Origin of the sequence: Mesorhizobium sp. WSM3224, assembly GCF_000427725.1 — a bacterium.
GTDB lineage: Bacteria > Pseudomonadota > Alphaproteobacteria > Rhizobiales > Rhizobiaceae > Mesorhizobium.
Window position 1 is genome coordinate 144,055 of sequence record NZ_ATYO01000018.1, and the last position, 13,667, is coordinate 157,721.

The window sequence follows — 13,667 nt, forward strand, 5'->3', positions numbered from 1 at the left end:
CACCGAGAATCGACAATGCAAGATGGCAAAGCGCTGAGCGAGTGGACGACAGACGGCGCGGAGGCGGAGAAGCCCGCGAGCTCGCGCGAGAAGGGCCTCAACCGCGTGCTGCACATTCTGGAGTTCCTGCACGCCACGCAGCGTGCGATCGGCATCGGCGAGCTGGCCAAGGGGCTCAACGCTCCGCGCTCGACGACCTACACGCTGGTGCGCGAGCTGGTTGATGCCGGCCTGCTGGAGATGGCAGGCGACGGCAACCGCGTGTATTTCGGCAAGAAACTCTACCTCTACGGAATGGCTTACATGCGCGGCAACGACCTGCTCAGGCGCGGGCGGCAGGAGGTCGACATGCTGTCGCGGGAGACAGGCGAGACATCGGAACTGTGCACGCTGCAGAGCGGCCGCTACACGATCGTGCATTCGAGCCCCGGCACGAGGCCGTTCCGCATCAGCTCGGCCACCGGCCTGCAGATACCGCTGCCCTGGACCGCCTCCGGCCGGCTGCTGCTCGCCGGCCTCGAACGCAGCCGGATCGAGGCTATGATCGCCGAGGACGACCTTGTGCTGCCGGACGGCCGCAAGATCGAGCTCGAGGACTTCATTGAAGACATCGCAAAAGCGCGTGTCAGCGGCTATTGCATGACCTCAGGCCTTGTCGACGCCTATACCAAATGCTTAGCGGCGCCGGTTTTCTCGGCGCCCGGCAAAGTCGAGGCGACGATGTGCCTGGTAGTCCCGATCGACACGTCGGAAGAGCGGACGGGCGAGCTGGTCGCACTGCTGCGCGAGCGCGCAGCCCGGTTTTCGATCTCGTGATCGAGCAGCGTTTAGGGCAGCTTCCGTTCAGGCGGTGATGTCGGGGATGATCCGGTCTTCCAGCGCCATAAGCCGGTAACGCAGGATCCGCCGTGCACCAAGTGCCTCGGAATTTTCCGATATCGCAGCGTAGCCGCAGATGGCAAGCAGCGCCGTCTCGTCCCTCCCGGCTGACTCTGGCGGAGTCGCTGCTGCCACCGCCTACTTCATGCACGGCTTCGATGAAGGGGCGTACGCTATCTCGTGCGCCCTAATTAGCGTTCGCATTTATTGGATGGTTCCGGGGTAGTGGCCCGCCGGGTCAGTGCCGAGTGCAGTTGCCATAACCGTTCGAGGCGCTTTCCTGTCAGGATGGAAGGTCCGATGTCAGCCGACAGCCCACCGCCGGCTGGGCGATGCGTAGCGCCAGTATGTCGGAGAGGAGGCCACGCCCTACAAAGTCGCGATGGACGCTTGGGTCGGGGCACGCTTGTCGCAGCCGGGCGCTTCCATGAGCCATGAAGCCTATACATCCGTCGTGCGACGGAGCCCGCCGCCGACAAGCCTGCGCTCGGCCGCCATCCTACGGCCGACGCTGGCGATGTCGGCTGCCGCCGAGCCGCAAACGACAGCCATCCAGAGCCGTGCCGACCAGAGATCGCGAGTTACCGCAAGCCAGGTCGACGAGATCCTGACATTGAGAATGCATCGGCTCAACTGCCTGCGGACAAGAGGTCACCCAAGAGACCGCTTCCCTCTCCAAGACCGGGTTTCCGTCGAGCGTCTCCCCGCCGTCTCAGACTATGCCCCTTCCCGCCCCCCTTTCAGCTGCCGGCCGAGCCGCCGCACACTGCATTAAACCGAGGCAATCGCTCAGAAATCGCGATTCTTGCAATGTGCAGCAAACATGCACGCATTGTGAAATAATTGTCTAGCCTACTGAAAAACAACCGCCACCCCAAAGCGCAATGTGCGCGCTTTTCTTAATCGGTTGTGCTTCCGATGACCTTGTGAACTCGTCGTTACCCGTCAATGTTGCGATAATACACGAATCTATGCTCCGCGCGACGATCCCGCGTTCTGGCGTCGATTTCCAATGCACCGTGCAGTCTTCCGCGCTCTGCGACGGGTGACTTGGCCGCATGCATCGAGAGTCCGACTGCCTGCGCCGCGACGTCAGTCCGAAGTAGGCGGCGACGTCGCGCGACCGGCGGAAGCGCGTCGGATCGTCGATCGCCGTCATGAACGAGAGCGCTGTCACCGGACCAACGCCGGGGATGCCATGAAGCGTCGACATGGCTCGCTGCGCGCCACCATTTTGACGAGGAGATCTTGCAGTCGGCCCACAGCGCCGAGCGCGCCGGACACCATCGCGTCCATCAGCTCGGCCGAAGCGGATCGTCCGCCACAGCCTGTCGCAACACCCGTTCAAAGGCCGCGCGTCCGACCTTGCCCAGTCGGACGGATGCCGAACGACTTCAGCGAGCGACGGATGGCGTTCTCCGGATCGAGGAACTTGGTCTTCAGATTGCGCCGGTGCGTCAGCAGAAGCCGGTTTGAAGGGTCACGTCGCGATTGTGGGTGACCGAGATCATTCCTGACCGGCACCTTCAATGTGGAGAGCCAACCTGTGGAACCATCGGGAAGAAGCTCGGGCTGCTCGATGGTCGCGTGTTTCCCATTTCTGAGGACGGCGAGTTCATCGTCACAAAGGCGAAGGTTGCCACATGGCCACCAGAAATTCTCCTTGCGCAAGCGATGGACCGATATCGTTGCGGATCGCAACTTCCGAAGGGTTACGTCGGGCAAATTATTGACAGACTGGTTAGCGTGCCGGATCGCTCTTTGCGCAAATTGTCTCTAATATATGGGACAACTAAGCAGAGGCGCGAGACCGATGGAGCAGCCCACCAAATTAGAAAGCTTGCGCTTCGTGCAGGCGATGTTGCGAGAGATGAGGCAATTGACCCAAGCAGATGGAGAGTACTTTCTCACCTATCTAATTGATGTGGCGTACCTTGAAGTGAGCGACCGCGTTCGGGTCAGTTGGGCGGATGGTTTAGGGTCGCCACTTCAGATCACGCGCCTCACGTAGCAGAGCCAGCCGGTGCGCCGTGCATCACGGCAGCGGTTCACCCCGTACCTGCAGCACTCTACAGCGCGGTTGCTCCTCGTAGTTTGCGTGGTGCCGTTCGCGTTGAACTTGTAGCAACAAGCCGCCCTCCGTTTTGCGTCTTTGTTATGCTGGCAAAATATTGGGCAATAAAGTCTGAGCGGGGGATCGGGCAACCTGCCTGCGCAAACACCCCTTGCCCCGCAACGTTGATCGTTTGGGGACCCTTCCTCCCTTAGCACGGCGAAGCGATCATCCAGCTATCGTGTCGCGGGTCTTCTCGAGTTTGTGAGCGTCTTGTTTTTGATCTCGGCTGGCTCCGGCCTAGTGCAGCAATACCCGGTTTCGGCCCGTTTGCTTGGCCAGGTAAAGTGCAGCATCGGCTTGAAGCTGCTCGAGTTCGGCGTTCGGCCAGCCGGCGGGAGCGCAGAGCTTCGCCTAGTTGGAGGTGGTCGCCAGCGAGCTATGGAACCAGCTTCCGCCTATCGGATGAGAGCAAAGGCTCGGAAAATCTAAAATCATCTGCTGTACGAACGCATGGACCCAGGCGGCGCTCGGTTCACTGGCGCGCCAGAGGGTTCAGGGCATTGGTTCCCGGCCGATCAAAAAATTGCCAAAAAATGTCAACAAGCACCGGCAGCAAGCGGCTACTCGTCCATCTCCAGCGGCTCATGCTTAGGCTGGCGATGCCATACAAGCTGCCGAATATCTTTCATATCGACCGCCTGATGGCATATCGGGCAGATATAGCTGGTTACGCAATAGCGCGGGTTGGGCCTGTCCTGTTTGCCGGAAATCGACGTTCCAAGATCGGACAATTTTGTCATCAAGTTGAAACATTCAACTCAGCTAAAATGTTCCGAGAACCGAGCAGGAACCTGCACGGGTGCGGGACCTGGATTGAGCGCACCGCAACAACGAATCTGTTATCCAAGCGCCAGCTAATATGATATCTTTCATGACAGCCCGCGCGGTGACGATCTGCAAGTCCCTCTAGTCCCCAGATCGCGCGGCGAGTGGGACCAGTCATCTTACGCCGGTGGCTGGTCCCTTCCTTTTGGCGAAGATGCCGTTATCGTTCGCCATATGCACTGGTTCTCCCCTCCCCTCCCCTTCCCGTCGCCGTCAAGACCGATAAGCCCGCCAGACGTGCAACTTTTCAAATGTCGAGGGTGCGGCTGCCGAACTGCTGAAATGAGCAAGCGCGGTCCGCATTGGGAATGGGCAGTGCGCGTCTGCATGGCGTGTCTCGAAGATCAAGCGACCCTCTGGGAGGTCCAATGGCTGTTCCGCCTCGGGGCCGAGGGGAAGGCCCTTTGCGGGAGGGAGACTGAGATGAAGAGCCAAGACATTTCACGATCTATGTCATCGGCTTCTTCGTCTGACCGATCTGGTACGCATGGAAGAGAGTGCAGGAAAGCAATCGCAAGGTATCCGAAGGCGCTGGCGCTAGTCAAAACGATCCACTGCACGGACGAGGATGGTGACTCCGAGGCGATCGTTGGAAGCGTGAATATAGGACCTTGCTAGACTGGTATATTACCAGGATCCCGAGCGCGGCGTCAGGGAATACGCGCCGATGTGACGGGAGATTGACGCGAAATCATATAGCGACTGAGCCTCTTCCATTTGCCCGAGACGCCGCTATCGTAATCACTGCCCGTCGCCACCTGTGCCCTCCGTGGAGGTGGCGGGCTAGAGGGCTGGTGTTGGGGTACATCAGCCCTCGTTTCTGTTGGCCGATCCAACAGTTGACGCCATAGGACGATGTTGCCGTCTGTGGCCTTCCAATGTTCGCCTATGAACAACTTCCGTGCGCCCTGGCAAATAGAACATCCAAATCTTCGAAAGCCTGCCATCCAACCCATCCCCGATTTAGACTTCAGTGCAAGCTGAATCGCGTATCAAGGCCGGCGCACGTTGTATCAAATCGGGATTTATCAATGGCGCAGAATTTGCATGTTCACGGGATAGCTAAGGGGGCGGCCGCACCCTCTCCCCGGCTATGTCCCTACGACCATAGGGGCGCCCGCCGCTGCCGCGAATGGGGCGGCGGGCTATTACGTCGTTTCGCTTAGCTCTATGTTCCCTCACGATTCTTGGCCTAGTCGGTCTGCGGGATTGAGCCGCGCCTTCGAGAGCGGGGCCCAACCGCTTCTCATCTTCGATGGCGCGATCGACTGCCTCAATTTCCTCTTGGAGCGCCTTCAGCTGGGCACCGTAGCTGGAGCCTTCGCTATCCCCGATCTGAAAGCCGCTAGCCCGCATAGCGTCGCGTGTATGGTGCACGTTACGGACCCCTTCGCGTCGAGTTGCGACCAGGATTTCCCTGAACTCTCCAAGACGTTCAATGTGTCGTGACCTGCCACTGACCTGCCACGGGTAATTTCCTCCATCTGAGATTAGAGTCCGGCCTCGATTGAAGGACGGACTGATGAAGAGAAAAGCGGTTTACCGAAGAGCAGATCATCGCGCTTCTGCGTGAGCATGAGGCGGGAGCAACGGCGGGCGACCTGGCGCGCAAGCATGGGATCTCCGAGGCGACGCTGTATAACTGGAAGGCGAAATATGGCGGGATGGACGTCTCCGATGCCAAACGGCTGAAAGCCTCGGAAGACGAGAACGCAAAGCTGAAGAAGCTGCTCGCCGACCAGATGCTCGAAGCGTCGGCACTGCGCGAGCTTCTTTCAAAAAATGGTAGGGCCCGCCGCCAAGCGCGAAGCCGTCGCGCATCTGCAGGCCGTCATGGGCGTGTCGGAGCGTCGGGCCTGTTCCTTCGTCGGTGCCGATCGCAAGATGGTCCGCTATCGCTTCCGGCGTCCGCCGGAGACGGAGCTGCGCACAAGGTTACGCGACCTCGCCAACGAGCACCGCCGCTTCGGCTATCGATGCCTGTTCATTCTGCTCCAGCGAGAGGGCGAGCCATCAGGGGTCAATCGCATCTACCGGCTCTACCGCGAGCAGGGCCCGACGCTGCGCAAGCGCCGGGCACGGCGACGAGCGGTCGGCACGCGGGCGCCGATTCTGGTTGAGGCGAAGCCGAACGCGCGCTGGTCGCTGGACTTCGTCCATGACCAGTTCGCCTGCGGGCGGCGGTTCCGGGTGCTGAACATCGTCGATGACGTGACGCGCGAATGCCTTGCCGCGATCCCGGACACGTCGATCTCCGGTCGGCGCGTTGCTCGGGAACTGACTGACCTGATCGCCTGGCGCGGCAAGCCGGACATGATCGTTTCCGACCACGGCACCGAGTTCACCTCGAACGCCATCCTCGCCTGGTCGAAGGATCATCGCGTCGAATGGCACTACATCGCCCCGCGCAACCCGATGCAAAATGGCTACGTCGAATCCTTCAACGGCCGAATGCGCGACGAGCTGTTGAACGAGAGCCTGTTCTTCGGCCTCGACCACGCCCGCAGTGCCATTGCCGAATGGAGGCTGGACTTCAACACCGCGAGGCCCCATTCCTCGCTCGGCTACCAGACCCCGGCGGCCTTCGCCGGAACCCTCGCCGCAACCGGCTCCGACGCTGCGCTCAATGAAGGCTTCGCGTCTCCGCCGGTTGCTCAAACCGCGCCATACGGCATAACAGAAACGGCCGAGGCTCTATCGCCACTGGATGAAAGTTCAGTGGCAGGTCAGCCTCGCCCGCGGGCGGACCGATATCGGCCGTGGTCCTCGCTTCGACGACACCCCCTAGCCCCTGCCTCGTTCGTGGCGGAAAGTGGCACTGACCGCAAGTGTTAGTTGGGGAGAAGCTCTCCTCTTTTGCTGCCGGCACGGAAGTACCTTCGGGCCTCCTGTGCGAACGCTGAACGCGCGCGCGCAAATAATTTCGCGGTCATGGAACCATCATCAGGCTCACGCATTTTTAGATCGACGGGTCACCCCCGTAGTCCCTCAAAACCCCTCGACCCGTCCGACGAGAAGCCGACCTGTAAAAAGGTCGGCTTTCTTTTTGGGGAGTGTCAAGCAGGCACCCGGGCCGGCCTCACGGGCACCGAAAGGGCTAAACCAACGGAGAGGCATCAAGGTTTTCGCAAAGTCGAAAGCGAAAGCCCGCGTTCTGCGGCCAAGTCTATGATCACCTGGTAGTGGGTCAGTTTGAAATTCAATCGAGCTTCTGGATGCGCCCTTTGTCGAGGCGGAACACGCCGTTGGCTCCGCCTTGGCGCTCGAAGTCGGTCTGTATTTCATCCCATGTGCTGAGATATCGGCCGCAATCATCGCACTTAATCGGCGTCGACGGTTCTGCGTTCTTTGGAATCCTGAGACGGATAGTGCCGCAATAGGGACACTCTAAAAGGTGGTCTAGATACTCGTCGGCCATGGTCACTTTCAGCCCACCGGAACTATATGGCAATTATAGCACTACGCGCTTCTTATAGGGACACGCACGGCCCAATTTTCGGCTTGCTTGGCTTCGATAAGCGCAACGATGTCCGCGATCAGCCCAAAGCTTGTCTATTACGCCCGCCGAGATGTGTCGCGAGCGCGACATGAACCTCAAGGCGGCATTCTGTGGCGCACCGTCTGAAAAATCAACGTTCGGAAACGTTAAGAGACGGTCGGTCCTTAGGCGATGTCCCCTCGGGTGATCCTTCGCTTCAGATCAACAATGTTGAGGAGGTCGACCAGATCGTCGGCATACTCCATGTCGAGGCCTACCGCTGGAGCGCCCCAGTCGTCGGCCGGCTGCCCGGTGAACACGTCGAAGACCGTCCAGGTCCCGTCGGGCTCCTTCCTAAGGTCGTACCGCTGCTGTGCCATAAGGTCTTAATTTAGGTCGCTTGGCAGCGCGCGCCTGCTCCTGCCGTTCAAGCTTTTCCAGCAGCCGAACGTGGATCGGTGGCAGAACTGGATCTACCCTCAGATATTGGCGGTAGTGTAAACGCCTTCGACTGGATTCCGAACGGATCAGCCCTCGGAAGGCTCGCTCTGATAATTGAGCCATAAGGATTTCCCTAACCTCGGGCACCAATCCGCGAGGAACGAAAGGGTTCCCTGAGGGGGATCGCAATGTTAGGGCGCGGCCGCCCTCTGGGCGTAGTTTGCCATTTCGCTAGACCCGAGCGCTTGAAGGTTCTCGCCTTGGCTTCGTCTTCGTCGGCAAAAATGCTGATCTCGCGCCCTTCGTTGAGGCCTCGCATGTCCGGGAACAAAGTTCAGCTTCGAGAGTTAATGGAGCCGTTTCAGCGGGCGATTAACCCAAATGCTTCTTGCGGTGAACGATGCGATCTCGTCAGCCGTTCTGGCTGGCAGGAGTGGGAATGCCGAAGTTTTCGGAGTGATCGACCTCACCAATAGAATTGAGGTCAGAATCGGCGCCACCAGCTTGGGAATGGCCATTCAGTTCGTCGCCAACGCCTCGGTGCTTGGATACGACGTTCGTAGGGCAATGGTCTTCTATGGTGAGCCGGGCACTCCGAGCTTGAGGGCGAGAGAGTGCGAACGGTTGTGGGCACAATTTGGCGGCGTTCTCCTTCAACGGTAGCCGTGCATTTTTAGCCGGCACGGAAAGCGATATGCTTCCCACAGCAGTGAGTCCCAATCCATCCCTCGACAAGTTTTTGAACTTGTTGGGCGCTAAATCCGCCCCCCTCACTGACCCCGCAAATTGCAGCGCGCGCAGCGGATGCCAGCCACTTGTCGACTCTTGCGTTCTCTTTTTGTTCGCTGCTGGAAAAACGGAGATATTCCCATGAAGCCGATGCGTGCAAGTGAAGCTGAGCTGCCCGAAGCATACGCCTTCGTGCATCGGGTCGAAAAAAACGCGAAGAGTTAGTCCGGCTTGCTCGCTGCATCTTCCTGATCAAGTCTGCCATCAAGCTCTTTCAGGAAATGTGCCTCGTTGAGAAGCGAGTTCCAATTCGTGCCGGTGCGTTTGATCAGTTCGCCGGCTTGGTCTCCCGAGATGCCGGCCTCCCTCGCCAGCCGCGCGGCTAACAAGTCCCATAGAGCTTGGTCAGCCTCGGGCAAGCTGCCTTCCCGATGAAGCATCGCTTCGAAGATCACCTCGAATAACCTCGTGATCCCTCTGGTGGCTTGTCGACCAGTGTCGGCAGTAGCGGAGCAATCACGGATAGCCGGACGCCGCCGGCACGCTTACGCATGAAACGCCCCAACAATGGGAACTTGATTCAATATGGCGTGATTGGTTCGGTTCCGTTAGGACCGCTAATGAACCTTGGAACATTCCTGCTTTGTGCGCCTTTCTTTTGGCGAAGGAGGAATCCCAAATGGCTGACGACAAGAGCAAACGCGACTTTCGGGACCGTGATAGGGTTTCTGGCGACGAGGAATATGAGGTCGGATATTTAGCCAGCAAATTCGGGCTCTCTATCCCACAGGTCAGAGAGCTTATCGAAATGCACGGTAACGACCGGGAGACGCTAGAGCGCGAGGCAAAAGCTCTTGGCGTCCGGTGACCTGTTGACAATCCCGATAGAAGATCTCAACGAGGCACTTTGCCTTATCAGAATGGGATCAAGGAAACTTGCCCGGCAGGCGTGCTACCGAGCGAAGCAGCGGTTTAGGTCTGGACCGATCCACGAAACCGAAGCGCTCGCCACAGTGGAGAAGCTCAACGAATAACCAAGCGGCCATTCGGTAGAGCCAAACACCCGATGATCTGGTCAATCATGCTCTGGTCTGGCTCGCGCACGGCCATCTCTTGCAATAGCCGCTTGGCGTGTTCCGGCCATTGGCCTTCAGGCATGTTTGTGTCCATGACGGATTTCCTGACGGCTTCGCCGATGATGTCAAAGGCGAAGGCTGAAATTGTCCGTCATTATTGTCCATTGTCTAGATCCCCAACAGGCCGGGAGCTTTACGAATTCAAGCGCCCGCACCTGCAACCACGCCAGCGACGATAGCGACTCTTGCTCTCTTGGATCAACGGATTCGCCCGTGCAATTTCTCCAGAACGAAAGCGTGCCGGCCTATCCTGCTTATTCTGCGCACAGGCCTGCCGCTGGAGAGTGTCCGGGGCAGGCCCGTCTCGGAGCCGGAAGGGAACGCACTCCTATGGCGACCGGTGAGAGATGCCGAGTAACCGTGCCGCCCGACGCGACCGACTGGGCGGTCGATTGTTCCATTAGCTTCGCTTGAGGACCGCCCCGCCTGTTCGGAGTTAAATCCGCATCGGAAAGGGCAGCATCAACGTCGGCGATGAGGTCGCAATCCGCCAAGGTGTGCAGGCGGGTCACGGAGGATCGGGTGAGCGTGTCGTTCCCGTCCTATGGACAACCCACTATGCGCAAGCGACGCAAGCCCTCAGGGAGTTTTGTACGAAACCGTGCAGTTTTTTTGGTTGAAGGCTGCAGTGGTGCGGCGCATGTTTCTTGCCGCGCCGGCTCGTCCCTCAAATCCGGTGTATGGCCCGGTCTGCGGAATCCTGTGTCACAACTTGATTTAGACAGACCGGGCTGTCCAATTACCCGTCCGCCGGCTGCACTCCTCCGGATCAGGGCGTGGTTGGTAAACTGCAGATTCCGATCCTCCCCGCGGCGCGGCACTCGTGGCAGACGATCACGTTGATCAGATTCCAGTGCAGGCATCCATGATCCGTGCCCGAGCCGCTTCACCAGTTCGGCAACGTCTAAGGTAGCGTTCCGCTTGCATGTGAGGCCGTTCACCGAGAGGCCTGTGCCGGCCTGCAGCTTCTTGCCGAAGCGCCGGCAACGCTATCGTCGCGACGGTCGACAAAACTGACCTTGCTGGCACGCGAGAGCCGCCTGCAAGCAGCATCAAATCGTAGGGAGAGATTGCCGTATCCGATTATATTGCTGCTGTCCTACCAGCGCGCCAACGCACGCTCTTCGCAATCCTGGCCTACGTCGCCATGGCAGCTTACTCGCCCGGCTTCCCCAAGCCGCTCACCTCGGGGGAGCACCTGCTTGCGTGGCCTTCAGGGTTGCGCGATGCTTTCCCCGCAAGAGGGGGCGGCTATGACCAATGCGCAAATTCTGAGCCAGCAGGAATTTACCTATAAAGGGCGTGTAGGCGCTTTCCTTTTCATCTGCGGACCGATCGCCAGCGGGCTCGTTATTGAGCGGATATCCTCATATCAGCGGCCCGTTACTCGTCCAAGCGGCCGGCGCGCTCGCGTTCTTCTTGGGCTGCGTCATGATGTTGGTTGGTCGGACATATCGGCATGACGTAAACGTCCAGAGTGGCGAGACTCAAAAAACAAAGCTCGGCGAAAGGTAAACTCTGATAGCCCGCCAGCACGGCGCTCTTGCCCGCCGCTCTCCTACACCGCCGAAGGGTCCGGCCCGCTCTGGCACATCTGTGCGGCCCGCTGCAAGCTGGCGTGATCCAAGAGGAAGGATCGATCTGTGGACGAAGAAATTGAGCTTCATCTTGAGAGGGACAGCGCCGAAGCACTGATGAGCGCGCTGCGTGCCTACCTGTGGAAGGCGTGATCGGTCCCCTATAGCCGCCCCGGCGCGCGTTCTTGCGAGCCGCATTCTCGAATGGCCAATTGGCTGCATTCCAGACAATTTTAAGCACCTTCGGACCTATGCGCGGTGTATCTGGGGCTTCGGTCGCCATTGCATCAAAGCCAGCAAAATAACACTCTACGCGTGTTGTGGGGCACAACCTTGTTCACCGATTACTACGAGCTTTTAGAAATCAGTCCGCGAGCCAATTTGGAAACGATTGAGCGGATTTTTCGCTATTTTGCCATGCGCTACCATCCCGACAATTTGGACACCGGCAATGAATCACGCTTCGGCGAAATCGTAGAGGCGCACAATACGCTCAAAGATCCGGTCAAGCGCGCCCAATACGATGTTTGGTACGAGCACCAATCAAGCGTTCGCCGTGAGCTGAGCGGGGAAGCCAGCGACGTCAAAGGGCTTGAACGGGACGTGGTCATTCAGGCCAAGCTGCTGTCGCTTCTCTGGGTAACGCGTCGACAAGACGTCAACAATCCCGACATCGGCGATGAAGAGCTCGAACGCCTGTCGGGCTGTCCGGGGGAACATCTGGAGTTTCATCTCTGGTATTTGAAGGCAAAGGGCTGGATAGCAAGGATCGAAAATGGAATGTTCGCCATCACCGTGGATGGCATCGATCGCGCCAATTCCGAACATCGCCGTGACGTGAGCGCCACCAGGCTCCTAGAGCACTCATGATCTAAGGTAGTAGACTTCGACAGCGAGCTTCTCCCTCGCCGCTGTCCTATGCCGCCATTGCCTCTGTCGCTCTCTGGCGGGTTTCCTTTGCCAGCGTCATGCATTGCAGAGCCGCAGCGCGAGACAGCCCGCGCGGCTTCTCGAGCCACGGCTCGAAATGCCCGTGCGGTAGCGTCGCCTTCATGTGGATGAGCCAGCACCCTACCCTGACCTGGACCCGCTGAACGACGATATGGCGTCGGTCCGATGGCCTAGCTTAGCAATTCCTTCATACATGCATGCTTTCTAATTCAACATGAGAGTACCGATGTTCAGCCGCATCTCGCGCACGATGGCAGGCGTGGGGCGGTCCACAAGCGGAAACGTTGCCGTTATCTTTGCGCTGACGTTACCGATCGTTGTCGGCGGGGCCGGCCTAGGCGTGGAGACGTCCTATTGGTATTATTCGAGCCTCAAGCTGCAGGGGACGGCGGATGCGGCCGCCTATGCAGGCGCGCTTGAGAAGCTTCAGGGATCCAACACCACAGCGATCACGGCGGCAGTCACCCAGTCGGCGACGCAGAATGGGCTGGGTACCGGCACCATCGTAGTCCACACGCCGCCCACTTCGGGGCCGAACACGGCCAAGAAGGCGGTCGAGGTGATCCTCAACCAGAACCTGGACCGGATGTTCAGCGCCATTTTCACGCAGAGCAAGGTGCCGGAACAAGCGAGGGCGGTGGCGCTGATCACCGATGCCTCCAAGGCCTGCGTGCTGGCGCTCAATTCGTCGGCCTCGCAGGCGGCGCTCTTTTCAGGCAGCACAAGCGTCAAGCTCATCGGCTGNTCNGTCATGTCGAATTCGAACGCCTCCGATGCCCTCAAGGTGCAGGGATCGGCCGGGCTTCAGTCCGACTGCCTTATCTCCGCGGGCGGTATCATACTGAACAACCCGGTAACCACGGTCTGCAAGTCTAACATCACCCATGCCTTGCCTGCGTCCGATCCGTTCGCCAGCCTGCCGGCGCCCTCCGCCACTAACCCGTGCAAGAGCATTAACGGCAACAAGACGACGCAAACAATCCAGGCCGGGACCTATTGCAGTGGCATGGACCTCAAGGGCAATGTCGCGCTTTCTTCCGGTGTCTATGTCGTGCAGGGCAGTTTCAAGATCAACGCCAACGCGGCCATCACCTGCGCCGCACCCTGCACCGGCGTGACCATCTTCATGTCCGGCAGCAACACCGTCAGTATGAACGGCAACGCCAGCGTGAACCTGAGCGCGCCGACCTCTGGCACCTATTCCGGCGTGCTGTTCTACGGCGACAGGACCGGCACCAGCGCGTCGAGCACCTTCAACGGCACCGCGAACTCGCTTTTGACCGGCGCTATCTATTTGCCCCGGCAGCGGGTCAATTACCTCGGCAACTTTTCCGGCAAGAACGGCTGCACACAGGTTGTTGCCGATACCATCCAGTGGTCCGGCAATTCCACCNTCAACCAGGACTGCTCGAGCCTTGGGATGAAGGACATCCCGTCCGCCCAGTCGGTCGCGCTCGTCGAGTAAGTCAAGTAAAAGCATGGCTCGAGCGGGCAAGAAGCTGGAGGCCGGCACAGGCCTGTCGGTCTATTGCCTC

The 13,667-nt window shown here is 59.2% G+C and carries 11 protein-coding genes and 2 pseudogenes; 6 read left to right on the forward strand and 7 right to left on the reverse strand.

Going from position 1 to position 13,667, the window contains the following annotated elements; translation table 11 throughout:
- The first annotated feature begins 15 nt into the window (after positions 1 to 15).
- Positions 16 to 816: an IclR family transcriptional regulator gene (locus YU3_RS0124205; RefSeq protein ID WP_027168648.1), complete on the forward strand. Its 801-nt coding sequence runs from the start codon at positions 16 to 18 to the stop codon at positions 814 to 816.
- A gap of 27 nt (positions 817 to 843) precedes the next feature.
- Here YU3_RS0124205 and YU3_RS40760 read toward each other — a convergent pair whose 3' ends face one another.
- From YU3_RS40760 to YU3_RS41840, 3 genes and pseudogenes are all read right to left on the reverse strand, one after another.
- On the reverse strand, positions 844 to 1,014 hold the full coding sequence (locus tag YU3_RS40760; protein ID WP_156913584.1) for a hypothetical protein: 171 nt from the start codon (positions 1,012 to 1,014) through the stop codon (positions 844 to 846).
- Between the two features lie 937 nt (positions 1,015 to 1,951).
- Positions 1,952 to 2,091: pseudogene (locus YU3_RS41835) on the reverse strand (transposase); the annotation flags it as partial.
- A gap of 132 nt (positions 2,092 to 2,223) precedes the next feature.
- Positions 2,224 to 2,550 carry a hypothetical protein gene (locus YU3_RS41840; protein WP_245273645.1) on the reverse strand — a complete coding sequence of 109 codons (327 nt, stop codon included), beginning with the start codon at positions 2,548 to 2,550 and terminating at the stop codon, positions 2,224 to 2,226.
- A 142-nt stretch (positions 2,551 to 2,692) separates the two neighbouring features.
- Here YU3_RS41840 and YU3_RS0124215 point away from each other — a divergent pair, with 142 nt between their 5' ends.
- Both YU3_RS0124215 and YU3_RS37415 read left to right on the forward strand, forming a co-directional pair.
- Entirely contained in the window at positions 2,693 to 2,890 is a 198-nt protein-coding gene (locus tag YU3_RS0124215) for a hypothetical protein (protein WP_027168649.1), read from the forward strand.
- Between the two features lie 2,483 nt (positions 2,891 to 5,373).
- Positions 5,374 to 6,409 (forward strand): annotated as a pseudogene (locus YU3_RS37415) (IS3 family transposase); the annotation flags it as partial.
- 610 nt (positions 6,410 to 7,019) lie between these two features.
- On the opposite strand, the gene YU3_RS0124240 reads toward YU3_RS37415, so the two are convergent.
- The 3 genes from YU3_RS0124240 to YU3_RS0124260 all read right to left on the reverse strand — a co-directional run bounded on the left by YU3_RS0124240 (position 7,020) and on the right by YU3_RS0124260 (position 8,923).
- Positions 7,020 to 7,238 (reverse strand): hypothetical protein, encoded by a 219-nt coding sequence (locus YU3_RS0124240; protein ID WP_027168652.1) that lies wholly within the window; start codon positions 7,236 to 7,238, stop codon positions 7,020 to 7,022.
- Positions 7,239 to 7,483: 245 nt separating this feature from the next.
- A complete protein-coding gene (locus YU3_RS0124245) occupies positions 7,484 to 7,678 on the reverse strand; it encodes a hypothetical protein (RefSeq protein ID WP_027168653.1) in 195 nt (64 codons plus the stop codon).
- Positions 7,679 to 8,689: 1,011 nt separating this feature from the next.
- Positions 8,690 to 8,923, reverse strand: a complete 234-nt coding sequence (locus YU3_RS0124260; protein WP_027168655.1) for a hypothetical protein — start codon at positions 8,921 to 8,923, stop codon at positions 8,690 to 8,692.
- A gap of 224 nt (positions 8,924 to 9,147) precedes the next feature.
- Between YU3_RS0124260 and YU3_RS0124265 the strand changes: the two genes are divergently transcribed.
- Positions 9,148 to 9,336 (forward strand): DUF3606 domain-containing protein, encoded by a 189-nt coding sequence (locus YU3_RS0124265; RefSeq protein ID WP_027168656.1) that lies wholly within the window; start codon positions 9,148 to 9,150, stop codon positions 9,334 to 9,336.
- A 155-nt stretch (positions 9,337 to 9,491) separates the two neighbouring features.
- On the opposite strand, the gene YU3_RS40765 is transcribed toward YU3_RS0124265, so the two are convergent.
- A complete protein-coding gene (locus YU3_RS40765; RefSeq protein ID WP_156913585.1) occupies positions 9,492 to 9,638 on the reverse strand; it encodes a hypothetical protein in 147 nt (48 codons plus the stop codon).
- A 1,876-nt stretch (positions 9,639 to 11,514) separates the two neighbouring features.
- On the opposite strand from YU3_RS40765, the gene YU3_RS0124280 reads away from it, so the two are divergent.
- Entirely contained in the window at positions 11,515 to 12,051 is a 537-nt protein-coding gene (locus YU3_RS0124280) for a J domain-containing protein (RefSeq protein WP_027168658.1), read from the forward strand.
- Positions 12,052 to 12,358: 307 nt separating this feature from the next.
- Positions 12,359 to 13,597 (forward strand): pilus assembly protein TadG-related protein, encoded by a 1,239-nt coding sequence (locus YU3_RS0124285; RefSeq protein WP_245273646.1) that lies wholly within the window; start codon positions 12,359 to 12,361, stop codon positions 13,595 to 13,597.
- Positions 13,598 to 13,667 lie beyond the last annotated feature (70 nt).

Excerpts from the sequence above, each read along its gene's own strand:
- YU3_RS40765 (WP_156913585.1), bottom strand. The coding sequence starts at position 9,638 with ATGGACACAAACATGCCTGAAGGCCAATGGCCGGAACACGCCAAGCGG.
- YU3_RS0124240 (WP_027168652.1), bottom strand. The coding sequence starts at position 7,238 with ATGGCCGACGAGTATCTAGACCACCTTTTAGAGTGTCCCTATTGCGGC.
- YU3_RS0124245 (WP_027168653.1), bottom strand. The coding sequence starts at position 7,678 with ATGGCACAGCAGCGGTACGACCTTAGGAAGGAGCCCGACGGGACCTGG.
- YU3_RS0124205 (WP_027168648.1), top strand. The coding sequence starts at position 16 with ATGCAAGATGGCAAAGCGCTGAGCGAGTGGACGACAGACGGCGCGGAG.
- YU3_RS0124265 (WP_027168656.1), top strand. The coding sequence starts at position 9,148 with ATGGCTGACGACAAGAGCAAACGCGACTTTCGGGACCGTGATAGGGTT.
- YU3_RS0124215 (WP_027168649.1), top strand. The coding sequence starts at position 2,693 with ATGGAGCAGCCCACCAAATTAGAAAGCTTGCGCTTCGTGCAGGCGATG.